Origin of the sequence: Novosphingobium sp. FKTRR1 (assembly GCF_020404405.1) — a bacterium.
Lineage (GTDB): Bacteria > Pseudomonadota > Alphaproteobacteria > Sphingomonadales > Sphingomonadaceae > Novosphingobium.
Genome location: NZ_JAIZDA010000002.1, coordinates 282,721 through 305,829, shown reverse-complemented (window position 1 = coordinate 305,829; position 23,109 = coordinate 282,721). Strand labels below are relative to the sequence as shown.

15 protein-coding genes are annotated in these 23,109 nt (G+C 64.4%); 6 read left to right on the top strand and 9 right to left on the bottom strand.

From position 1 onward, the window contains the following. Positions 1 to 41: 41 nt before the first annotated feature. Together LDN95_RS03190 and LDN95_RS03185 are read left to right on the top strand one after the other, a co-directional pair. A complete protein-coding gene (locus LDN95_RS03190) occupies positions 42 to 1,763 on the top strand; it encodes an acyl-CoA dehydrogenase family protein (RefSeq protein WP_226016174.1) in 1,722 nt (573 codons plus the stop codon). Beyond that, positions 1,760 to 2,581, top strand: coding sequence for a DUF815 domain-containing protein (locus LDN95_RS03185; protein ID WP_226016173.1), 822 nt, complete (start codon positions 1,760 to 1,762; stop codon positions 2,579 to 2,581). Before LDN95_RS03190 ends, LDN95_RS03185 begins: the two co-directional genes overlap by 4 nt. A gap of 118 nt (positions 2,582 to 2,699) precedes the next feature. Here the strand turns inward: LDN95_RS03185 and groL are convergent, their stop codons facing one another. The 3 genes from groL to LDN95_RS03170 form a co-directional block, all read right to left on the bottom strand. Then, positions 2,700 to 4,343, bottom strand: a complete 1,644-nt coding sequence (gene groL, locus LDN95_RS03180; protein ID WP_226016172.1) for a chaperonin GroEL — start codon at positions 4,341 to 4,343, stop codon at positions 2,700 to 2,702. A gap of 47 nt (positions 4,344 to 4,390) precedes the next feature. Beyond that, positions 4,391 to 4,678, bottom strand: a complete 288-nt coding sequence (groES, locus tag LDN95_RS03175) for a co-chaperone GroES (protein WP_226016171.1) — start codon at positions 4,676 to 4,678, stop codon at positions 4,391 to 4,393. Positions 4,679 to 4,847: 169 nt separating this feature from the next. Continuing rightward, a complete protein-coding gene (locus LDN95_RS03170; protein WP_226016170.1) occupies positions 4,848 to 6,224 on the bottom strand; it encodes an MATE family efflux transporter in 1,377 nt (458 codons plus the stop codon). A 149-nt stretch (positions 6,225 to 6,373) separates the two neighbouring features. Here LDN95_RS03170 and LDN95_RS03165 point away from each other — a divergent pair, with 149 nt between their 5' ends. Then, positions 6,374 to 7,624, top strand: coding sequence for an MFS transporter (locus LDN95_RS03165; protein WP_226016169.1), 1,251 nt, complete (start codon positions 6,374 to 6,376; stop codon positions 7,622 to 7,624). 107 nt (positions 7,625 to 7,731) lie between these two features. Here the strand turns inward: LDN95_RS03165 and rplL are convergent, their stop codons facing one another. The 5 genes from rplL to LDN95_RS03140 form a co-directional block, all read right to left on the bottom strand. Then, positions 7,732 to 8,103: a 50S ribosomal protein L7/L12 gene (rplL, locus tag LDN95_RS03160; protein ID WP_226016168.1), complete on the bottom strand. Its 372-nt coding sequence runs from the start codon at positions 8,101 to 8,103 to the stop codon at positions 7,732 to 7,734. 63 nt (positions 8,104 to 8,166) lie between these two features. Next, on the bottom strand, positions 8,167 to 8,682 hold the full coding sequence (gene rplJ / locus LDN95_RS03155) for a 50S ribosomal protein L10 (RefSeq protein WP_226016167.1): 516 nt from the start codon (positions 8,680 to 8,682) through the stop codon (positions 8,167 to 8,169). A gap of 311 nt (positions 8,683 to 8,993) precedes the next feature. Beyond that, entirely contained in the window at positions 8,994 to 9,227 is a 234-nt protein-coding gene (locus LDN95_RS03150) for a helix-turn-helix transcriptional regulator (RefSeq protein ID WP_226016166.1), read from the bottom strand. After that, the gene (locus LDN95_RS03145) at positions 9,227 to 9,760 is read right to left on the bottom strand and encodes a DUF2975 domain-containing protein (protein ID WP_226016165.1); all 534 of its coding nucleotides are present in this window, start codon (positions 9,758 to 9,760) and stop codon (positions 9,227 to 9,229) included. The genes LDN95_RS03150 and LDN95_RS03145 overlap by 1 nt, the downstream gene beginning before the upstream one ends. A gap of 27 nt (positions 9,761 to 9,787) precedes the next feature. Next, entirely contained in the window at positions 9,788 to 9,931 is a 144-nt protein-coding gene (locus LDN95_RS03140; protein ID WP_226016164.1) for a hypothetical protein, read from the bottom strand. A 396-nt stretch (positions 9,932 to 10,327) separates the two neighbouring features. Here LDN95_RS03140 and rpoB point away from each other — a divergent pair, with 396 nt between their 5' ends. Together rpoB and rpoC are read left to right on the top strand one after the other, a co-directional pair. Continuing rightward, positions 10,328 to 14,488 carry a DNA-directed RNA polymerase subunit beta gene (rpoB, locus tag LDN95_RS03135; protein ID WP_226016163.1) on the top strand — a complete coding sequence of 1,387 codons (4,161 nt, stop codon included), beginning with the start codon at positions 10,328 to 10,330 and terminating at the stop codon, positions 14,486 to 14,488. A 105-nt stretch (positions 14,489 to 14,593) separates the two neighbouring features. Next, positions 14,594 to 18,877, top strand: coding sequence for a DNA-directed RNA polymerase subunit beta' (rpoC, locus tag LDN95_RS03130; protein WP_226016162.1), 4,284 nt, complete (start codon positions 14,594 to 14,596; stop codon positions 18,875 to 18,877). A gap of 116 nt (positions 18,878 to 18,993) precedes the next feature. Here the strand turns inward: rpoC and LDN95_RS03125 are convergent, their stop codons facing one another. Next, positions 18,994 to 21,093, bottom strand: a complete 2,100-nt coding sequence (locus LDN95_RS03125; protein WP_370631638.1) for a prolyl oligopeptidase family serine peptidase — start codon at positions 21,091 to 21,093, stop codon at positions 18,994 to 18,996. A 213-nt stretch (positions 21,094 to 21,306) separates the two neighbouring features. Here LDN95_RS03125 and LDN95_RS03120 point away from each other — a divergent pair, with 213 nt between their 5' ends. Next, positions 21,307 to 23,109, top strand: a complete 1,803-nt coding sequence (locus tag LDN95_RS03120) for a methyl-accepting chemotaxis protein (RefSeq protein ID WP_226016161.1) — start codon at positions 21,307 to 21,309, stop codon at positions 23,107 to 23,109.

The following is a 23,109-nucleotide window of genomic DNA, read 5'->3' as shown; positions in this document are numbered from 1 at the left end:
CGCTATAGCCAGCGACAGAGGCCTGCCAAGGAAAACAAGACATGACGTTTGCCGCCCCTACCGCCGACCAGATTCTGGCGATGACCGTCAACGCCGGGATTGCCGAATTGGCGCAATCCGAGCGTTTCGCCGCTGCCACGCCCGATGTGGTCAGCGCCATTGCCGAGGGCATCGGCGCCTTTGCCGACGGCGAATGGGCGCCGCTCAACCGGATCGGGGACACACAGGGCGCGCGATGGGCTGACGGGCGAGTCAACGTGCCAGCAGGGTATGCCGAAGCCTATCAGGCCTTTGTCGAGCAAGGCTGGAGTTCGATCGCCGCGCCCCAAGCGTTTGGCGGGCAGGGACTGCCGTTCACGCTGGCCACTTGCGTGCTGGAAACGCTGGGCGCTGCCAACATGGGCTTCACCCTGCTGCCGATCCTGACGGTCGGCGCGATCGAGGCGCTCGACCACCATGGCAGCGAGGCACAGAAGGCCGCGTATCTGCCCAAGCTGATCTCGGGCGAATGGTCGGGAACGATGAACCTGACCGAGCCGCAAGCCGGTTCGGACGTGGGCGCGCTGCGCACCACTGCAACCCCGATCAGCGAAGGGCCGCACGCGGGCAAGTACCGCATCGCGGGTACCAAGATCTACATTACCTGGGGCCAGCATGATCTGGCGAAGAACATCATCCATCTGGTGCTGGCGCGCACGCCCGGCGCGCCCGAAGGCTCGCGCGGGATCTCGCTGTTCATCGTGCCCAAGTTCCATCTCGATGCCGTTGGCAATCCGGGCGAACCCAACGACATTCGCTGCGTGTCGATCGAGCATAAGCTCGGCATCAACGTGTCGCCCACGTGCGTGCTGTCGTTCGGTGACAACGGCGAATGCATCGGCGAGATGGTCGGCCACGAGAATGGTGGGTTGCGCGCGATGTTCACGATGATGAATTCGGCGCGGATCAACGTTGGCTCGCAAGGCGTGCAGATCGCCGAGCGCGCGTTGCAGCAGGCGCTTGGCTATGCGCGTGACCGGGTGCAGTCGGCGCGCGCAAGCAGCCCCGACAAGACGCCGGTGGCGATCATCGAGCACCCGGATGTGCGGCGCATGCTGTTGAAGATGCGCGCGCTGACCGAAGGGTCGCGTGCCTTGCTGTATTACACCGCCGGGCAGGTGGACCGGGGCACGCTGGGCAATCATGCCGCGCAGCAGCGGGCCGAATTGCTGGTGCCATTGCTGAAGGCCTGGGCAACCGATTCGGGTATCGAGGTGGCCAGCCTTGGTATCCAGATCCACGGCGGCATGGGCTTTGTCGAGGAAACCGGGGCGGCGCAACACTATCGCGACGCACGGATCGCACCGATCTATGAAGGCACCAACGGCATTCAGGCCGCCGATTTCGTCACCCGCAAGCTGGGCTATGACAACGGCGGCGTGTTGCAGGCCCTGCTGGCCGAGATCATCACCGAGATGGACGACGTGCCCGAGATTACCGCGCTGGCCAAGGATGCGGCAGCGATCGGCAACTGGATGGCGTCGGGGGATGCGACGCTCGACGACAAGCTGGCCGGCAGCGTGCCCTTCACCACGATGGTGGCGGTCGCCGTGGCCGGATGGCAGCTTGCGCGGCAGGCTCGCGCGACCGGCGATGCCGCCAAGACCGCGGTGACCAAGTTCTTCAACCGCACCATCGCCCCCGAAGCGCGCGGACTGGGCGCGGCGGCGATGGCCGGGGCGGGGCTGGTCTATGAACTCGATACGGCCGCGCTGCTGGGATGAGCGCTTCGGACGAGGTGCTGGGGCGCATTGCGGCGGCACTTGAACGACTGGCGCCGCCGCCCGCGCCGACAACCGACTGGTGCGCCGATCCGGCTTATGTCTGGCTGGGGCAGCACGCGCGCGCGGTGCCGGTGCTTGATGCGCCACCGCTGCCGCTGATGCGGGGGATCGATGCGCAGAAGGCGGCGGTCACCGGCAATGTGCTGCGCCTTGCCGCTGGCGCTGCCGCGCATGACATGCTGCTGTGGGGCGCGCGGGGCATGGGCAAGTCGGCCCTGCTGCGTTCGGCCACGGCCCATGCGCAGGCCGTGCATCCCGGCCGCATCGCACTCGTGCAGGCCAGCCCCGATGCGGGCCTTGCTGCGCTGTTTGCGGTATTGCGCGGGATCGACCGGTGCTTTCTGGTGTTTCTGGATGACCTTGGCTTCGATGCGGCCGACAGCGAGGGCGCGCGAAAGCTGCGTTCATGGCTGGAAGGCGGGGTTGAGGCGCGCCCGGGCAATGTGCGTCTGGCGGTGACCTCGAACCGCCGCGCCATCGTCGAGCGGCACTTGTCCGAACAGGACGATCCGATCAACCCGCGCGATGCGGTGGATGACCGGTTGGCGCTGGCCGATCGTTTCGGGCTCAGCCTTGGTTTCCACAATTGCCCGCAGGACGATTATCTGGCGATCATCGCTGGCTATGCCGCGCATTACGCGCTCGATTGGGAGCAGGGCGAGGCGCTGGAATGGTCGAAGCGGCGCGGCAGTCGCTCCGGCCGGGTGGCGTGGCAATTCATCACCGAGCTGGCCGGACGGGCGGGCCGTTCGCTCTGACCTGCGGCTGAAGCCGGGGCTGAGCGGCAACGCGATTCCATCATGAAAATGCAAAACGAAAAAGGGCCGGAAGGTTTCCCCTCCGGCCCCGTTTTCGTGTTTGGCTGGTTGGCCGGACTTAGAAGTCCATGCCACCCATGCCGCCCATGCCGCCACCCATCGGGGGCATCGCAGGCTTGTCTTCGGGACGTTCCGCGATCGCCGCTTCGGTGGTGATCAGCAGGCCCGAGACCGATGCTGCGTCCTGCAGCGCGGTGCGCACGACCTTGGTCGGGTCGATCACGCCGGCAGCCTTCAGGTTTTCATAGACGTCGGTCGAGGCGTTGAAGCCCTGGTTCTCGTCGTTTTCGCGCAGCAGGTTGCCTGCGACCACGGCGCCGTCATGACCGGCGTTCTGGGCGATCTGACGCAGCGGGGTCTGGATCGCGCGACGCACGATGTCGATGCCCTTGGTCTGGTCGTCGTTCGCGCCCTTCAGCCCTTCGAGAGCCTTGGTAGCATAGAGCAGCGCGGTGCCGCCGCCGGGGACGATGCCTTCTTCCACCGCAGCGCGGGTGGCGTGCAGGGCGTCGTCAACGCGGTCCTTGCGTTCCTTGACTTCGACTTCCGTCGCGCCGCCGACCTTGATCACGGCAACACCGCCAGCCAGCTTGGCCAGACGTTCCTGCAGCTTTTCACGGTCATAGTCGCTGGTGGTGACTTCGATCTGGGCCTTGATCTGTTCGACGCGACCCTTGATTTCGTCAGCCGAACCGGCGCCGTCGACGATCGTGGTGTTATCCTTGTCGATCGTGACCTTCTTGGCCTGACCAAGCATGGTGAGCGTGACGGTTTCCAGCTTGATGCCGAGGTCTTCGGAGATCAGCTCGCCAGCGGTCAGCGTGGCGATATCGCCCAGCATGGCCTTGCGACGGTCACCGAAGCCCGGTGCCTTGACCGCAGCGATCTTCAAACCGCCGCGCAGCTTGTTGACCACCAGCGTGGCCAGCGCTTCGCCTTCGATGTCTTCGGCGATGATCAGCAGCGGACGGCCCGACTGCACCACGGCTTCGAGGATCGGCAGCAGCGTCTGCAGCGACGACAGCTTCTTTTCGTGGATCAGGATGTACGGGTTGTCGAGTTCAACCGTCATCTTTTCCGGATTGGTGATGAAGTAGGGCGACAGGTAGCCGCGGTCGAACTGCATGCCTTCGACGACATCGAGTTCGAATTCGAGGCCCTTGGCCTCTTCCACGGTGATCACGCCTTCCTTGCCGACCTTTTCCATCGCTTCGGCAATCTTCTGGCCGACTTCGATGTCGCCATTGGCCGAAATGATGCCGACCTGGGCGATTTCCGACGAACCCGAAACCGGGGTCGAACGCGCCTTGAGGTCTTCGACGACCTTGGTCACGGCGATGTCGATGCCGCGCTTCAGGTCCATCGGGTTCATGCCGGCGGCGACCGAGGTCATGCCTTCACGAACGATCGCCTGTGCGAGCACGGTGGCGGTGGTGGTGCCGTCACCGGCCTTGTCGTTGGCCTTCGATGCCACTTCGCGCAGCATCTGGGCGCCCATGTTCTCGAACTTGTCCTTGAGTTCGATTTCCTTGGCGACCGAAACGCCGTCCTTGGTGATGCGGGGGGCGCCGAAGCTCTTGTCGATCACGACGTTGCGGCCCTTGGGGCCCAGCGTGACCTTCACCGCGTCGGCGAGGATGTCGACGCCGCGCAGAATGCGTTCGCGTGCGTCACGGCCGAACTTTACGTCCTTGGCTGGCATGATGTGTTCCTTTGAAAATCAGATGAGTATTCAGGAAATCCGGGTGATCAGCCGACCACGCCCAGGATGTCCGATTCCTTCATGATCAGCAGGTCTTCGCCGCCGACCTTGACTTCGGTGCCGGACCACTTGCCGAACAGCACGCGGTCGCCAACCTTGACATCCAGCGGGGTGATCGTGCCGTTTTCGGCGCGGGCACCGGTGCCAACGGCAACGATTTCACCCTCGGCGGGCTTTTCCTTGGCGCTGTCGGGGATGATGATCCCGCCGGCAGTCTTTTCCTCGGCTTCGACGCGGCGTACCAGCACGCGGTCGTGCAGCGGACGGAAAGTCATGGGGTTGCTCCCTCTTCCAATAAGTCAGTTGGTGACAGAATTTTTGCTTGGCACTCTCCATGGGTGAGTGCCAGCGAGGCGGATATGGTCACCGCACATGACAGCGTCAAGGCAGGGCTATCAGAAAATTTTCACCGCTCTGGTCCGCAGCGCCAGTCGGGTGTGCAGGTCAGACGGGCAGCAGTCCCAGCCGCCCCCGCGCGCTCCAGCGCCACAGCACCAGCGCGGCGACGACCACCAGCCCGACAAGCAGCCCGATCCACACCCCCACACCGCCAAGCGGGGTGTACAACCCCAGCACGATCGAACTGCCGAGGCCGGGCACCCAGTAACCGAAGATCGCGATGGCCATCGGCACCCGCGCATCCTGCAGCCCGCGCAGCACGCCCTGTCCAACCGCCTGCGCGCCGTCGAACAACTGGAATGCGGCTGCCACCATCATGAACTGCAGGGCGAAGGCGACCACGCGCGCGTTGGCCGGATCGTGCGGGTCCATGTAGAGCGACAGGATCAGTCCTGGCGCAAACAGCATGATCAGCGCGGTGGCCGCCATGAAGCCGACGCCCAGCGCCAGCGCCAGCCACCCTGCGCGGGTGATCGCGGCGTTGTCGCGCGCACCATAGGCAAGGCCGACGCGGATGGTGGCGGCCTGCGCAATCCCGAACGGCACCTGGAATGACATTGCGGCAAATTGCAGCGCCATGGCGTGGGCGGCCAGTTCCTGCTCGCCGATGCGTCCCATCAGAAAGGCGGCGCCGTTGAACAGTCCGGCCTCGGCCACGATCGTGGCGCAGATCGGCAAGCCGATACGCAAGACATCGGCCAGCCGCGTCCAGTGCGGCTTCCACCACTTGCCGAACAAGTGATAGCGCCGCAGCCGACGGTCGCGCCAGATGACCACGATATAAGCGGCCAGCATGGCGGTGCTGGTGACCACGCTCGACATGGCCGAGCCGGCAAGGCCCATCGCCGGCATGCCAAGGTGGCCGAACACGAAGGTCCAGTTGCCCAGCGCATTGACCGCGACACCCAGCGCGGTCACCGCGGTACCGACACCGGGGCGGCCGAGCGTGGCGATGACCGTGCGCAACAGCGCGGCCAGAATCATCGGGAACACCGCCCACATCAAGATCTGCAGGAACGGCACCGCGCGCACGATCACCGCTTCGTGCTGGCCGGTCAGGCGCATCAACGGTCCGCCCAGACTGCATACGCCGATCACCACCCACGCTGCGGCAAGGCCTGCCCATGCCGCCATGCGCACGGTGCGGCGCACTTCACGCACGGCATGCGCCCGGCGGCCGAGTTCGGCGGCGATCAGCGGCGAGGCGGCGCCGACCAGCCCGGTCAGGCTCCAGATCAGCAGCCCGAACAGCGCCACCGCCAGCGATGAGGCGGCCAGCGCCTCGGGCCCCAGCCGCGCCACGAACACCACATCGAGCGCAAAGACCATCATTTGCAGCAGGTTGGCGCCGACCAGCGGGGTGGCGAGGCGCAGCGTTGCGCGCAGTTCCTCGCGCCAGCTGCCGGGGGGATTCTCGAACACGACGGGACGGCCTTTTCTTGCGGCGAGTGTGCGCCATAGGGGCCGAACGGGGCGAAGGAAAGCGCAGCCTTGGTAGTCAGCAGGCTTTGCGGTTCCGTTCCACGGTATGCTTGTTATTGTCGGCAGCGCGAACAGCAGGGGGCACAGCGTTGAACGACGGCAAATCGGTGGCGGGGGAAAAGCGGTTTCAGGCGACCGGACTGGTCGCATTGCTGGCGATCGCGGTCTTGCTCAACTTCGTCGATCGCGGGGCAATCGGCGTAGCGGCGCCATTGATGAAGCAGGATCTTGGCCTGTCGGCCACCGCGTTCGGCATCGCGGTGTCGGCGTTCTTCTGGACGTATGGCCCCCTGCAACCGCTGCTCGGCTGGTTGGCGGACCGCTGGTCGGCGGCGCTGGTGCTGGCGGGTGGGGTTGCCTTGTGGGCATTGGCGACACTGCTCACTGGCCATGCGACCGGACTTGGCGGACTGGTCGGGTTGCGGCTGGTGCTCGGGCTTGGCGAGGGCTTTCTGTTCCCATGCGTGTCCAAGCTGATTGCCGGGCACGTTCCGGCGGCCCGTCGCGGGATGGCCAATGCGGTCGTTGCGGTCGGCCTCGCATTGGGGCCGGCGGCGGGGACGCTGGCCGGGGGCGCGATTCTGGCGCAAGCGGGATGGCGCGCCGTGTTCGTGATCTCGGGCGCCGCAACGCTGCTGTGGCTGGTGCCGTGGTTGCTGGTCACGCGCCGCTTGCCAGTGGTCGCGCAGCGTAGCACGGCTGTGGCTGGCGGCTACGTCGCCTTGCTGCGCAACCCGGCGCTTTGGCTGATGGGGCTGTGCCACGCCTGCGCCAACTATGGCTTCTTCTTCGTGTCGACCTGGCTACCGCTCTATCTGGTCAAGAGCCGCGGGCTGCCGATCGGTACGATGGCGCTCTACGCCGGGCTGACCTATGCGATGCAGGCGCTCGCATCGCTCGGCTGGGGCTACCTGTCCGACGCCTTGGTGCGCAAGGGTCGCGATGAAGGCGCGGTCCGCCGGGGCTTGAGCGTCATCGGCCTTGCCGGATCGGCACTGGCGGTGATTGCGGTGGCGCTTGCCCCAAATGCGGGCGGGTTGCTTGCGGCCTTGCTGGTAACCGGGGTGTTCCTCGGCTGCCTGCCGACGATGGTCTATGCGATGGGGCAGTTGTATGCCGGGCCTGGGCGCGCGGCGAGCTGGATCGGCATCCAGAACGCGATCGGCAGCCTTTCGGGCATCATCGGCCCGGTCGTGACGGGGTTGATCGTCGATATCACGGGCAGCTTCGGCGGCGCTTTTGCCCTGTGCGCCGCAGTCAGTGCGGTGGGCGCCGCGCTGTTTGCCTTTGCCCTGCCGCCGGTCAGGACGCCGGAGAACGCGGGCGCGGTCTTTTCCTGAACCAGATCTTTTCCTGAAACGAAAAGGGCGGCCCCGGATGGAGCCGCCCTTTCCTGATCTTCAGGCGCTGCGGGTTGCCCCGCAGCACATGACCCGATCGCGTCGAATTACTTGATTTCGACGGTGCCGCCAGCGGCTTCGACCTTGGCCTTGATCTCTTCGGCTTCAGCCTTCGAGATGCCTTCCTTGATCGCCTTGGGAGCCGATTCCACGAGGGTCTTGGCTTCGGTCAGGCCCAGCGCGGTGATCGCACGGACTTCCTTGATGACCTGGATCTTCTTGCCGCCGTCGCCCGTCAGGATGACGTCGAATTCGGTCTTTTCTTCAACGGCTTCGGCAGCAGCGGCCGGAGCAGCAGCCACGGCAACGGCAGCAGCGGCAGAAACGCCCCATGCTTCTTCCAGAGCCTTGGCAAGGTCAGCGGCTTCAAGAACGGTCAGCTTCGACAGTTCGGCAACGAGATTGGCGATGTCAGCCATGATATATCACTCCAGATGGTGTGGTGCCCGGCCGTTCAACGGCCCGGCGGAAAACAAACAGTCTTATGCGGCTTCTTTCTCGGCATAAGCGGAGAAGACGCGCGCCAGCTTGGCCGCCGGAGCGGTTGCGAGCTGGGCGAGCTTCGTCGCCGGAGCCTGAATGAGGCCGATGAGCGTGCCGCGCAGTTCGTCGAGCGAGGGCATCGAGGCGAGAGCCTTGACACCATCCGCGTTCAGAACCTGCGTCCCCATGGAACCGCCGACGATTTCGATCTTGTCGGTGGTCTTGGCGAACTCGACGATTGCCTTGGCGGCAGCCACCGGGTCGACCGAGGCAGCGATCGCGGTCGGCCCGGTGAAGAAATCACCCAGACCTTCGTAATCGGTGCCTGCGACGGCAAGCTTGGCAAGACTGTTCTTCGCAACCTTGTAGGTCGCACCAACTTCACGGATCTTGTTACGCAGAACAGTGGTTTGCGCCACCGTCAGGCCGAGGTTGCGGGTGATGATCACCGCGCCGGCCTCGGAAAACACGCCGTTGAGGTAGGCGACCGAATCGGCTTTTTGCGAACGATCCATGCCTTACTCCTTCACAATGGCTGTCCTGGCGAACCATGACAGCCGGCTACGTTTGTCCGCACCCGGTAAAGGGCACGGGCGGGTCCGTTGCGACAAGGGAAGGAGGTTTGCGCTGCAGGAGCGCCAAGGGCACCGCACGTTCCGAGAATGGAACCTTCGGGCCAGTCGGGGCGAACCCCGTAAACTCTTTTCCCCGTCTAGGCTGGACGATTAAGCAGGAAGCCTGCGCCAGCGGTCTTGGACGGATGAGCGGCGGGCGAGCCCGTCGATCAGGGCGCGCCATTAGCATTGGCAAAGCTGGAGTCAAGCGCTCAGCGGCTTTCGTCGTCCGATTCCGGCGCCGTTTCGCGATAACCGAGCACATCGCCCGGCTGGCAATCGAGTTCGCGACAGATCGCCTCGAGCGTGGCGAAGCGGATCGCCTTGGCCTTGCCGGTCTTGAGGATCGACAGGTTGGCAAGCGTGAGGTCGATCCGCTCGGCCAGTTCGGTCATGGTCATGCGCCGGTCGTGCAGCAGCGCGTCGAGTTTGACGAACACGGGCATCACACGGTCCCTTCAAGGTCTTCGCGCATCCGCGCGCCTTCGCGGAACACGCGGGCCAGCACGAACAGGATCAGGGCCAGCAGCACGCCGCTCATGTCGATGCCGAATTCGGAAGTGGCATCCTGCACTTGCCCGGCAACCCATTGGCCGATGGCGCAAACCGGTGCCGAAAGGGCTTCGATCGCCAGCGTCAGCCAGCCCATTGCCGCCAGCCTGATGGCGTTGTCCGGCCGGAACGGGTCGCCCTGCCCGACGCTGTCGATAATGCGCAGCAAGTGGCGCTGGAACAGGAAGGCGCAAGTCGCCATCGCCGAAATCAGCAGCAGGATCAGGGCTATGGCGTAGGGGGTGGAAGCTGATAGCGCGGCGCAGTCGCCGTTTGCGGCCAGTTCGCGCAGGATCATGTCGCGCATCACCACGACGGCCGGCGTCGCGATGAACGTCACGCTGGCAACCAGCGCGGCAAGGCTCATGCCGATGAGGGTGACGACCCTGGCTGCCAGCAGCAGCGGATCGCGTGGGCGTAACGTCATGGCAAGATCTCCGGTAAACTGGGATTGTCAGGCAAGCGGTGGTTGGTAGTGCGGGGTGTAATCGTGCGCGTCGGCCGTCAGCGGCGAACAGGCGGTGGCCGGCAGCAGCAGGGCGAATGCGCCGATGATCCGCACAAGGTGGTTCCCGATGGAGCGAGTGGGACGAATCATTGATCGTTCTCCGATATGCGTCATATCGACATTCAATAAGTGCGCGCCGACATATCGTCAATCAATAATATCGCAAAACGATAAGGCATTCGATGTCCCATCCAGTTTGGGTGCAACTGGATCGGGATGGCACCAGCCATGCTTTGACTTTTGGCGGCGGCGTGCCTATATGGCGGACAAGTTCGTTGCTTCGAGCAAGGCTTTCCCATGCGCGGGGGATAGCTCAGGAAGGAAGCTTCGGATCATCCATCTGACGCAAGGCTGCGGGCAAGGGTACTCCGAAATCGGAGTGTCGTGCCATGCGGCCTTTTCGTGTTTGATGGCGCCACACGCCGCGCGTGGCAGAATTTCCGCCGGTTTTCCGGCATCGGACTAGACAAGAGGCAAGCTCCCTCCATGGCATCCAAAGCCCCCGCACGCCCCGGCGTGAAGAAGCGTATCCGCAAGATCTTCGGTGACATCCACGAAGTCGTGCAGATGCCCAACCTGATCGAAGTGCAGCGCGAATCGTACGAGCAGTTCCTCCGCTCCGATCCCGCCACCGGCTACGTTTCGGGTCTGGAAAAGACGCTGCGATCGGTGTTCCCGATCCAGGATTTCGCCGGAACCGCCTCGTTGGATATCAAGGAGCGCGACGGCTACGTCCTTGAAGCGCCCAAGTACGACGTGAACGAATGCCGTCAGCGTGGCATCACCTATGCCGCGCCGATGAAGGTCACGCTCAAGCTGGCGACCTTTGAAGTCGACAGCGAGACCGAGACCAAGTCGCTCATCGATATCAAGGAGCAGGACGTCTACATGGGCGATATCCCGCTCATGACCGATAACGGCACGTTCTTCATCAACGGCACCGAGCGCGTGATCGTGTCGCAGATGCACCGTTCGCCGGGCGTGCTGTTCGACCACGATCGCGGCAAAACGCACTCTTCGGGCAAGTACTTGTTCGCGGCGCGGGTGATTCCGTATCGCGGTTCGTGGCTCGACTTCGAATTCGACGCCAAGGACATCGTCAACGTCCGCATCGACCGCAAGCGCAAGCTGCCGGTCACCGCGCTGCTGCACGCGCTGGGCCTGCAGGACGAACAGATCCTCGACCATTTCTATGACAAGGTTGTGTGGGCGCGCGGCGATGGCGGCTGGCGCGTGCCGTTCACGCTCGACCAATGGCGCGGCGTCAAGCCGACCTTCGACATCGTCGATGCGCGTTCGGGTGAAGTGATCTTCCCGGCCGGCACCAAGATCAGCCCGCGTGCCGCCAACAAGGCAGCCAAGGACGGTCTGCAGGAACTGCTGATCCCGACCGAGGAAATCTTCGGCCGTTATTCGGCCAAGGATCTGATCGACGAATCGACCGGTCGCATCTGGATCGAGGCTGGCGACGAAGTCACGCCGGAAAACCTCGATGCCATCGACCGTTCGGGCGTCGACCGTCTCGAACTGCTCGACATCGACCATGTCGGCATCGGTCCGTGGATCCGCAACACGCTGAAGGCCGACAAGGCCGAGGATCGCGACCATGCGCTGGCCGATATCTATCGCGTCATGCGCCCGGGCGAGCCGCCGACGCGCGAAACCGCCGAGGCGCTGTTCGATGGCCTGTTCTTCGATCCCGACCGTTATGACCTGTCGGCGGTCGGCCGCGTCAAGCTCAACATGCGTCTCAGCCTCGATGCGGCGGATACCATCACCACCTTGCGCACCGAGGATATCCTTGCCGTGGTCAAGGAACTGGTGAACCTGAAGGACGGCAAGGGCGAAGTCGACGATATCGACAACCTCGGCAACCGCCGTGTGCGCTCAGTCGGCGAACTGCTGGAAAACCAGTACCGCGTCGGCCTGCTGCGCATGGAACGCGCGGTGAAGGAGCGCATGTCGTCGGTCGACGTCTCGACCGTCATGCCCAACGACCTGATCAACGCCAAGCCGGCCGTGGCTGCGGTGCGCGAATTCTTCGGCTCCTCGCAGCTGTCGCAGTTCATGGACCAGACCAACCCGCTGTCCGAAGTGACGCACAAGCGTCGCGTTTCGGCGCTCGGGCCGGGCGGTCTGACGCGTGAGCGTGCAGGTTTCGAAGTGCGCGACGTTCACCCCACCCACTATGGCCGCATCTGCCCGATCGAAACGCCGGAAGGCCCGAACATCGGTCTGATCAACTCGCTGTCGACCTTCGCCCGCGTCAACAAGTACGGCTTCATCGAAACCCCGTACCGCAAGGTGATCGACGGCAAGGTGACCAAGGATGTGGTCTATCTGTCGGCGATGGAAGAGCAGAAGCATACCGTGGCGCAGGCTTCGGCCGAAACCACTGAGGACGGCTCATTCGCCGAGGAACTCGTCTCGGCCCGCCAGAACGGCGAATTCGTGATGGCGCCGCGCGACAGCGTGACGCTGATGGACGTCAGCCCCAAGCAGCTCGTCTCGGTCGCGGCCTCGCTGATTCCGTTCCTGGAAAACGACGACGCCAACCGCGCGTTGATGGGCTCGAACATGCAGCGCCAGGCGGTGCCGCTGGTCAAGGCCGATGCTCCGTTCGTGGGCACCGGCATGGAAGAGACCGTGGCGCGCGATTCGGGCGCTGCGATCGCGGCACTGCGCGGCGGCATCGTCGATCAGGTCGACGCCACCCGCATCGTGATCCGCGCATCGGGTGATATCGAGGCCGGCCAGTCGGGCGTCGACATCTACACGCTGCAGAAGTTCCAGCGTTCGAACCAGAACACCTGCATCAACCAGCGTCCGCTGGTGAAGGTGGGCGACGTGGTCGATCCGGGTGACATCATCGCCGACGGTCCTTCGACCGAGCTGGGCGAATTGGCGCTGGGTCGCAACACCCTCGTCGCGTTTATGCCGTGGAATGGCTACAACTACGAAGACTCGATCCTGATCTCGGAACGGATCGTGAAGGATGACGTGTTCACCTCGATCCACATCGAGGAGTTCGAGGTCATGGCTCGCGACACCAAGCTCGGGCCGGAAGACATCACCCGCGACATTCCCAACGTCGGCGAGGAAGCCCTGCGCAACCTCGACGAAGCGGGCATCGTCTACATCGGCGCCGAAGTGCACCCCGGTGACATCCTCGTCGGCAAGATCACGCCCAAGGGCGAATCGCCGATGACGCCCGAAGAAAAGCTGCTGCGCGCGATCTTCGGCGAAAAGGCGAGCGACGTGCGCGACACCTCGCTGCGTCTGCCGCCGGGCGTTTCGGGCACGATCGTCGAAGTGCGCGTGTTCAACCGTCACGGTATCGAGATCGACGACCGTACCCGCGCGATCCAGAACGAGGAAATCGAACGCCTCGCCAAGGACCGTGAGGACGAACGCGGCATTCTGAACCGTGCCACTTTCAACCGCCTGCGCGACATGCTGCTGGGTCAGGTTACCGCGGCCGGTCCGAAGGGCGTCAAGAAGGGTGTCGAGATCGACGAGCAGGTGCTGGCCGATGTCGAACGCCACGAATGGTGGAAGTTCGCGGTGGCCGACGATGCGCGCCAGCAGCAGCTGGAAGCGGTCAAGGCGCAGTACGACGCGACCGTCAAGGCGATCCAGGAGAAGTTCGAGGACCGCAAGGAGAAGCTCGAACGCGGCGACGAACTGGCGCCCGGCGTGCTCAAGATGGTCAAGGTCTTCGTCGCGGTGAAGCGCAAGCTGCAGCCGGGCGACAAGATGGCCGGCCGTCACGGCAACAAGGGCGTCATCTCGCGCATCCTGCCGATCGAGGACATGCCGTTCCTGGCGGACGGCACCCACGTCGACATCGTGCTCAACCCGCTGGGTGTGCCTTCGCGCATGAACGTCGGGCAGATCTTCGAAACGCACCTTGGCTGGGCCGCCCGCGGGCTGGGTCAGCAGATCAAGCACGCGCTCGAGGATTGGCGCCATGCCAACCCGAACCCCGAAACGGCGGCTCCGCCCTCGGTCATCGTGGAAAAGCTGCACGAGATCTATGGCGAGAACTATCGTGAGGAGATCGCGGCGCGCAACGATGCCGAGATCATCGAGCTGGCCGAAAACCTGAAGGCCGGTGTGCCGATGGGCACGCCTGTGTTCGACGGCGCGCGCGAAGCCGACGTGTCGGCGATGCTGACGATGGCGGGTCTCGATACTTCGGGCCAGTCGACGCTGTACGACGGCCGCACGGGTGAGGCGTTCGACCGCAAGGTCACCGTGGGCATCATCTATATGCTCAAGCTGCACCACTTGGTCGACGACAAGATCCACGCGCGTTCGATCGGGCCCTACAGCCTCGTCACCCAGCAGCCGCTGGGCGGCAAGGCCCAGTTCGGTGGCCAGCGCTTCGGGGAAATGGAGGTCTGGGCGCTCCAGGCCTATGGCGCGGCGTACACGCTGCAGGAAATGCTCACGGTCAAGTCCGACGACGTTGTCGGCCGGACCAAGGTCTACGAGGCGATCGTCAAGGGCGACGACACCTTCGAGGCCGGCATTCCCGAAAGCTTCAACGTGCTCGTCAAGGAAATGCGCTCGCTGGGCCTCAACGTCGAACTCTCCTCGATCGAAGAGCCCGACGACGACGATCTGGCACAGGCCGCAGAGTAAGATTGCCGGGCGGCAGCCAGCCTGTCGCCCGACTTTCCGCTCAAGGTTTTACGGCCCCGAAATTCACGTCCAGCGCCTCGATATGAGGCAAGGGAACGGCAACAGATGAACGACCTGACCAAATTCACCAACCAGATCGCCAAGACCGAAGCGTTCGACCAGATCCAGATCGGTCTGGCGAGCCCGGACCGGATCCGCTCGTGGTCCTTCGGCGAGATCAAGAAGCCCGAAACCATCAACTACCGCACGTTCAAGCCCGAGCGTGACGGCCTGTTCTGCGCGCGCATTTTCGGTCCCGTGAAGGACTACGAATGCTTGTGCGGCAAGTACAAGCGCATGAAGTACAAGGGCGTCGTCTGCGAAAAGTGCGGCGTCGAGGTGACTGTGACCAAGGTCCGCCGCGAACGCATGGGCCACATCGAACTGGCCGCGCCGGTTGCGCACATCTGGTTCCTCAAGTCGCTGCCCTCGCGCATCGGCCTGCTGCTCGACATGCAGCTCAAGCAGCTTGAGCGCATTCTGTACTTCGAAAGCTATGTGGTGATCGAGCCGGGCATCACCCCGCTCGAACGTTACCAGCTGCTGACCGAGGACGAACTGCTCGACGCGCAGGACGAATACGGCGAGGACGCGTTCAGCGCCGGGATCGGCGCCGAGGCGGTCAAGCACATGCTGATGGACCTCGACATGGTTCAGGAGCGCGAAGACCTGCTGCAGGAACTCGCCACCACCAAGTCGGAACTCAAGCCCAAGAAGATCATCAAGCGCCTCAAGGTCGTCGAATCGTTCATCGATTCGGGCAACCGTCCGGAGTGGATGATCCTCGACGTGGTGCCGGTCATTCCGCCCGAACTGCGCCCGCTGGTGCCGCTCGACGGTGGCCGCTTCGCGACTTCGGACCTCAACGACCTGTATCGCCGCGTCATCAACCGCAACAACCGTCTGAAGCGGCTGATCGAACTGCGCGCGCCGGACATCATCGTCCGCAACGAAAAGCGCATGCTGCAAGAAGCGGTTGACGCGTTGTTCGACAACGGTCGCCGTGGCCGCGTCATCACCGGCGCCAACAAGCGTCCGCTCAAGTCGCTGTCCGACATGCTCAAGGGCAAGCAGGGCCGCTTCCGCCAGAACCTGCTGGGCAAGCGCGTCGACTATTCGGGCCGTTCGGTGATCGTGACCGGTCCCGAACTCAAGCTGCACCAGTGTGGCTTGCCCAAGAAGATGGCGCTCGAACTGTTCAAGCCGTTCATCTACGCCCGGCTCGACGCCAAGGGCCTGTCGATGACGCTTAAGCAGGCCAAGAAGTGGGTCGAGAAGGAACGCAAGGAAGTCTGGGACATCCTCGACGAGGTGATCCGCGAACACCCGGTCATGCTCAACCGCGCGCCGACGCTTCACCGTCTGGGCATTCAGGCGTTCGAACCCGTGCTGATCGAGGGCAAGGCGATCCAGCTTCACCCGCTGGTCTGCTCGGCCTTCAACGCCGACTTCGACGGTGACCAGATGGCCGTCCACGTGCCGCTTTCGCTGGAAGCCCAGCTTGAAGCGCGCGTGCTGATGATGTCGACCAACAACATCCTGTCGCCCGCCAACGGCAAGCCGATCATCGTGCCCTCGCAGGACATGGTGCTGGGCCTGTACTACCTGTCGATGGACCGCATCGGCGAGCCGGGCGAGGGCATGCTGATGTCCGACATGGCCGAAGTGCATCAGGCGCTGCATGCCGGTGCCGTGACCATGCACTCGAAGATCATCGCGCGCGTTCCGCAGACCGACGAGGCCGGCAAGCAGTACATGCGCCGGTTCGAGACGACGCCGGGCCGCATGCTGATCGGCGAATGCCTGCCCAAGAGCCACAAGGTGCCGTTCGAGGTCGTCAACCGCCTTCTCACCAAGAAGGAAATCGCTGACGTCATCGATCAGGTCTATCGCCACACCGGGCAGAAGGACACGGTTCTGTTCGCCGACGCGATCATGAGTCTGGGCTTCCGCAACGCGTTCAAGGCGGGCATTTCGTTCGGCAAGGACGACATGATCATCCCCGACAGCAAGGATGCGCTGGTCGGTGAGACCAAGGAACTCGTCGCCGACTACGAACAGCAGTATCAGGACGGCCTGATCACCCAGCAGGAAAAGTACAACAAGGTGATCGACGCCTGGTCGCGCTGCGGCGATCAGGTCGCCAACGCGATGATGGAGGAGCTCAAGGCTTCGCCGATCGATCCCGAAACCGGCCGTCAAAAGCCGATCAACGCCATCTACATGATGTCGCACTCGGGCGCGCGTGGTTCACCAACCCAGATGAAGCAGTTGGCGGGTATGCGCGGGCTGATGGCCAAGCCTTCGGGCGAAATCATCGAGACGCCGATCATCTCGAACTTCAAGGAAGGTCTGACCGTTCTTGAATACTTCAACTCGACCCACGGCGCCCGCAAGGGTCTGGCCGACACCGCGCTCAAGACGGCAAACTCGGGTTACCTGACCCGCCGTCTGGTCGACGTGTCGCAGGACTGTGTGGTCACGATGATCGATTGCGGTACAGAACGGGCGCTGGAAATGCGCGCGATCGTGCAGGGCGGTTCGACCATCGCTTCGCTGGGCGAGCGTATCCTGGGCCGCACGCTGGCCGAGGACATGATCGAGGCCAAGACCGGTCAGGTGCTGGTGACCAAGGGCACGCTGCTCGACGAAGCCGCCGTGGCGCGGATCGAGGCGGCTGGCGTTCAGTCGGCGCGCATCCGTTCGCCGCTGATCTGCGAAGCGCCGCAGGGCGTTTGCGGCACCTGCTATGGTCGTGACCTTGCTCGCGGTACCCCGGTCAACATCGGTGAAGCGGTCGGCGTGATCGCGGCACAGTCGATCGGTGAGCCGGGTACGCAGCTGACGATGCGTACCTTCCACATCGGTGGTGCGGCGCAGGTCAACGAGCAGTCGAACCTTGAATCGCTGTGCGACGGTACGGTGATCTATCGCGACATCCCGACGATCACCGACAGCCGCAACCGTCGCCTCAGCCTTGCCCGCAACGGCGAGATCGTGGTGATGGACACCGACGGCCGCGAACGCGCCATGCACCGCGTGCCTTACGGTACGCACCTGCTGCATGAGAACGGTGCCACCATCAAGCAGGGCGAACGCCTGGCCGAATGGGATCCGTTCACCACGCCGGTGATCACCGAAAAGCCGGGCGTCGTGCGCTATCAGGACCTGATCGACGGCCGCACGCTGACCGAACTGGTCGACGAAGCGACCGGTATCGCGCAGCGCGTCGTCACCGAGAACCGCGGCAACAGCCGTGGCAAGAAGGACGATCTGCGTCCGCGCCTGACCTTGCTCGATGAAAACTCGGGTGAAGCGGCACGCTACATGATGGCGCCGAACACGACGCTGTCGGTAGAGGACGGTCAGACGGTCAACGCGGGCGACATTCTGGCCCGTGCCAGCCGCGAAGCCGCCAAGACCCGCGACATCACCGGTGGTCTGCCGCGCGTTGCCGAACTGTTCGAGGCGCGCAAGCCCAAGGACAACTCGATCATCGCCAAGATCGCCGGCCGGATCGAATTCGTCCGCGATTACAAGGCCAAGCGCAAGATCGCGATCATCCCGGAAGAGGGTGAACCGGTCGAGTATCTGGTGCCCAAGAGCCGCGTGATCGACGTGCAGGAAGGCGACTATGTCAAGAAGGGCGACAACCTGATCTCAGGCTCACCCGATCCGCACGATATCCTGGAAGTCATGGGGGTTGAGGCCTTGGCCGAATACCTCGTGGCGGAAATCCAGGAAGTGTATCGCTTGCAGGGCGTGAAGATCAACGACAAGCACATCGAGGTGATCGTTCGCCAGATGCTGCAGAAGGTTGAGATCACCGATGGCGGCGACACCACGTTGCTGGCGGCCGAGCAGGTCGATCTGGAAGAAATGAACGAATATAACGCCAAGCTTCAGCCGGGTCAGCGCCCGGCGGAAGGCAAGCCGGTGCTTTTGGGCATCACCAAGGCTTCGCTGCAGACGCGTTCGTTCATCTCTGCCGCGTCGTTCCAGGAAACCACCCGCGTGCTCACGCAGGCGGCCGTGGAAGGCAAGAAGGACTCGCTCATCGGTCTGAAGGAAAACGTCATCGTTGGCCGTCTCATCCCCGCCGGTACCGGCGCGAGCATGAATCGCCTGCGCGTGACCGCCAACAGCCGCGATGCGGCCCTGCGTGCGGCCAACCGTCGCCTGCAGGAAGTGCTCGTCGCTCCGCACAGCGCGGCCGAAGAGCATGCCGCTGAACTGGCGCAAGGTCCGGAAGCGGCGATCGGCAACGATCCGCTGGCGGCGGTCGAGGGCGAAACCCACGGCACCGACGCCGATGCCGGTGATTACCTGATCAAGGGCGACGAGGATTGATCCTGCGGGATTGACCCAGGGTTGACCTGACCAAACAGCAAAAGCCCCGCCGGAGCGATCCGGCGGGGCTTTTCGTTTGGGGCCTGTTTCGTTGGGCGGTGCGTTTCGCGCCGGGGTTATCTGGCGTCGGGCTTCGCGGTGCGATAGCGGTCGAACCAGGTCAGGATCGCGCTGGCTTTTGCGGCTGCTTGCGATGGCCGCGCAGCGATGCCGCCATGGCTGGCGTCGGGGATCTTGACCAGCGCGGTCGGCACGCCCCGGATCTGCAAGGCGGCATAGTACTGTTCTGATTCGCTGACCGGGGTGCGGTAATCGTTGCTGCCGACGACCACCAGCGTGGGCGTCTTGACGTTGCCGACAAGGCTCAGCGGCGAACGCTTCCAATACATCATCGGGTCTTCCCACGGCAGCTTCGCAAACCAATAGCGCGAGGTGAATTGGGTGTTGTCCATCGTCAGCGCTTCGCTGATCCAGTTGATCACGGGCTTTTGTGTGGCGGCCGCCTTGAACCGATCCGTCTTGCCGACGATCCATGCGGTCAGCAGCCCGCCGCCCGATCCGCCGGTGACAAACAGGTTGTCGGGATCGGCCACGCCGCTGGCGATGGCAGCATCGACTGCGGCCATCAGGTCGCCATAGTCATCGCCCGGATACTTGTCTTGAATCTCTTCGGCAAACGCCTCGCCGTACGACGTCGACCCGCGCGGGTTGGCATAGAGCACGGCGTACCCGGCAGCGGCATAAAGTTGGAAATCGGACGAGAAGTGCGGACCATAGGCGGTGTGCGGTCCCCCGTGGATCTCGAGAATCAACGGCACCCGCTGGCCCGGGACATAGCCGGGCGGGGTGACGAGCCAGGCGTCGATGGACTTGCCGTCGGGCGCCTTGACCGCCAGCGGTTTCACCTGCCCCAGCGCCTTGTGCGCCAGGAATTCGGCGTTGTGGTGGGTGATCTGGCGGATCTTGCCATTGCTCGCGATCGCCAGTTCGGCCGGTTGCAACGGATTGCCCGCCGTGAACGCCAGCGTGCCGTTGCGGGCCAACGAGAACCCGCCACCGCTGTAGGGTCGGTCGAACGCCGTGCCTGTCAGGCCCCCGGCCAGTTCGGTCAACTGCCCGTCGAGCGACAGGCGGCCGATGCGGTTGACCCCCTTCAGGTCATATTGCACCACCAGCGAGCGGCCGTCCGCGCTCCACACCACGGCGCTGAAGCCGATATCGAGCCCTGCGCTGATGCTGTGCGCGCCGCTGCCGTCGCGGTTGGCGACATGGACTTGCGTGTTCTGATAGCTTCGGCGCCGGTCGTCATAGCCCAGATAGGCGATCTGGCGGCCATCGGGCGATACGGTCGCATCGTGATCGGGGCCGACGCGGCTGGTCAGCGCGCCGATCCGACCGCTGTCGACATCGACCGCGTAGAGTTCGCTGTCGAACACCTGTCGCTGCCAATCCGGCTTGCGCACCGCACTGAACACGATGGACTTGCCATCGGGCGTCCAGCCGAGCGGGCCATCATCGGGGAAATCCCCGCCGGTGATCTGGCGCGGCGGGCCGCCTTCGGCCGACACCACGAACAAGTGGGTGTAGCCCGGCTGGACATAGCCATCGTCGTCGCTGCGATAGTCGATCCGGTCGATCACTTCGAGCGGCTTGGCCCAGTCAGCCCCTTCGGGCTTGTCCGGGGCTTTGCCCAGTCGTGCTGCCTCGCCGGGCACGCGCATGACATAGGCGATTCGCGTGCCGTCGGGCGACCAGGCCAGCGCTTGCGGTCCGTCGGGCAGGGCGGTGAGCCGCAGGCTGGTGCCCTCGGCGATATAGCGCACGAACAGTTGCGCATTGCCCTTGGCGTCGGCCGCGACATAAGCGAGCCGCTTGCCGTCAGGCGACCAGCGCGGCTGGCTGGCATCGGTTACCAGCGGACGCTCGGTGCCCGATGCCACATCGACCAGCCAGATCGCGCCCTTCTGCCGGTCTGACATGATATCGCCCTGGCGTCGGACATAGGCGACCGTACGGCCATCGGGGTTGATCTGCGGGTCGCTGACGACCTGCACGGCAAAGATGTCGCGCCCTTCGAAACGGGTCGCGGCAGCAGTGCTTTCCACCCCGCTGGCAGCCGGAGCCGCCGCCATCGCCGGACAGCCTGTCGCGATGGTCAGCAGAGCGAGCCCCAGCGCGGTGGTGCGAAGGGCAGCGGGGTATCGGGGCACGGGCATTCTCCTGATGAACCGGATGATCCATGGATGCCGCGCGATCGCCGCCGGGGCAAGTCGGCAGTCGTCCGGTTTGCCCCGCAAGCGAGGTCGCGCCGCGCGATTACGCAGTTCCCCCTGCCTGCGCAAACCTCGGGTTTTTACCATGTGTCCGATAGACGTCCGATCTTGCCGGAACCACCGTGCCATGGCGGAACGGGGACGAAAGGGTGTTGAATGATCAGCCAAAAGGCGAAGTCTGGCGCGCGCGTTCTGATCGCTGTGCTGCTGGTAGCCGTCGGGATCGCCTCGATGGTCGTCTATGCGGTCCGCCATGGGGGGCCGATCACCCGTCGCGTCGCGCTGCAGGACGAACTGGTCGCCGACATCCTGCCGCCACCGTGCTTCGTCGTCGAAGCCTATCTGCAGGCAGCGCTCATCCTCGATGATCCGGCCCATGCCGCGCCGCACATCGCCGCATTGAAAGAGCAGCGCAAGCAGTTCGCGGCCCGTCTGGCCTATTGGCAGGGTGCGGACTTGCCCGGAACCATGCGTCCCGACACCGACGCCACGATCGCGATGGCGCAAAACTTCTGGAACGTGATCGACACCCGTTTCCTTCCGGCGGTGGCAGCCGGAGATCGCGAGGCCATGAACGCCGTGTTCGATGGTCAGCTGACCCCGGCCTATGCGGCCCAACGCGCCCAAGTCCAAAAGCTGGTCGACCTTTCTGGCACACAGCGGGCGCAAGACAGCGCTTCGGACACGCGCACCATCGGGCTGGCGCTCGCGCTGCTTGGTGCGCTCGCGGTCGGCTTCATCCTGCTGATCCGGCAGGCCGCGCGGCTGATCGATGGCAAAGTGCTGCAACCGCTCAGCCAGTCGGCCGAGGCGATGCGGGTGATGGCAGCAGGCGACTATGCGCAGCCGCCCGAAGGCATGGAGCGCGACGATGAAATCGGCATGATGGCGCGGGCAATGGATGTGTTTCGGCAGGCCGGGCTCGCGCGGATTCAAGAGGCCAAGGATCAGGACCGCGTGGTCTTGACCCTGTCAGACGGGCTCGCCCACCTTGCTCGCAAGGATCTCGAATACCGCATCCACGAGGTCTTTCCCGAGGCCTATGAAGGGTTGCGCCGTGACTACAACGCAGCGACCGACGCCTTGGCCGAGGCGCTGCGCAGCGTCAGGGTCGGTGCCCTCAGCGTCAGGGCGAGCATCGACGAGATCCGTTCGGCCTCCGCCGATCTTGCCGAACGCAATGAGCGTCAGGCGGGAAGTCTGGCCGAAACCGCTGGCGCGATGAGCGCGGTGACCCGCTCGATCGAAGCGACGGCAAACGGCGCAGCCAACATGCAGCAGGCCATGACCCACGCCCATGAGGAAGCGAGCAACGGCGGCGCTGTGGTGAGCGAAGCGGTGGCGGCGATGGCCGCGATCGAGCAATCGGCGTCAGAGATCGGCCAGATCATCGCGGTGATCGATGGCATCGCGTTCCAGACCAATCTGCTCGCGCTCAATGCCGGGGTCGAGGCTGCGCGCGCGGGCGAGGCGGGCAAGGGCTTTGCCGTCGTCGCCAGCGAAGTGCGCGCGCTGGCCCAGCGCACCACCGCCGCCGCGCACGATATTACCGCGCTGATCACCACCAGCAGTCAGCAGGTGGGCACGGGCGTTGCTCTGGTGGGCCGCACCGGCGAGCGGCTGAACGCCATCGTCGAGCGGATCAGCGGGATCAATGTCGCGATCAGCGAAGTGGCCGAGGCAGCCGCGCACCAGGCGGCCAGCCTGCAACAGATCAACCGCGCGGTTGCCGAGATGGACCGGATGACCCAGCAGAATGCCGCCATGGTCGAACAGTCCTCTGCCGCCACGCGCAGCCTGCTTGACGAGGCGGATGGCCTGACCTCGCTGGTCAAGGGCTTCCGTACCCGCGATGCCGAGCGCCGACCGGGCTATGCTGCCCGGCCTGACACGCTGCGGCGCAGCTCGGTGAACGAGGTCGCGCGGCCGGGGCCGCACGTCGCGCTTGCCTCGGGCTGA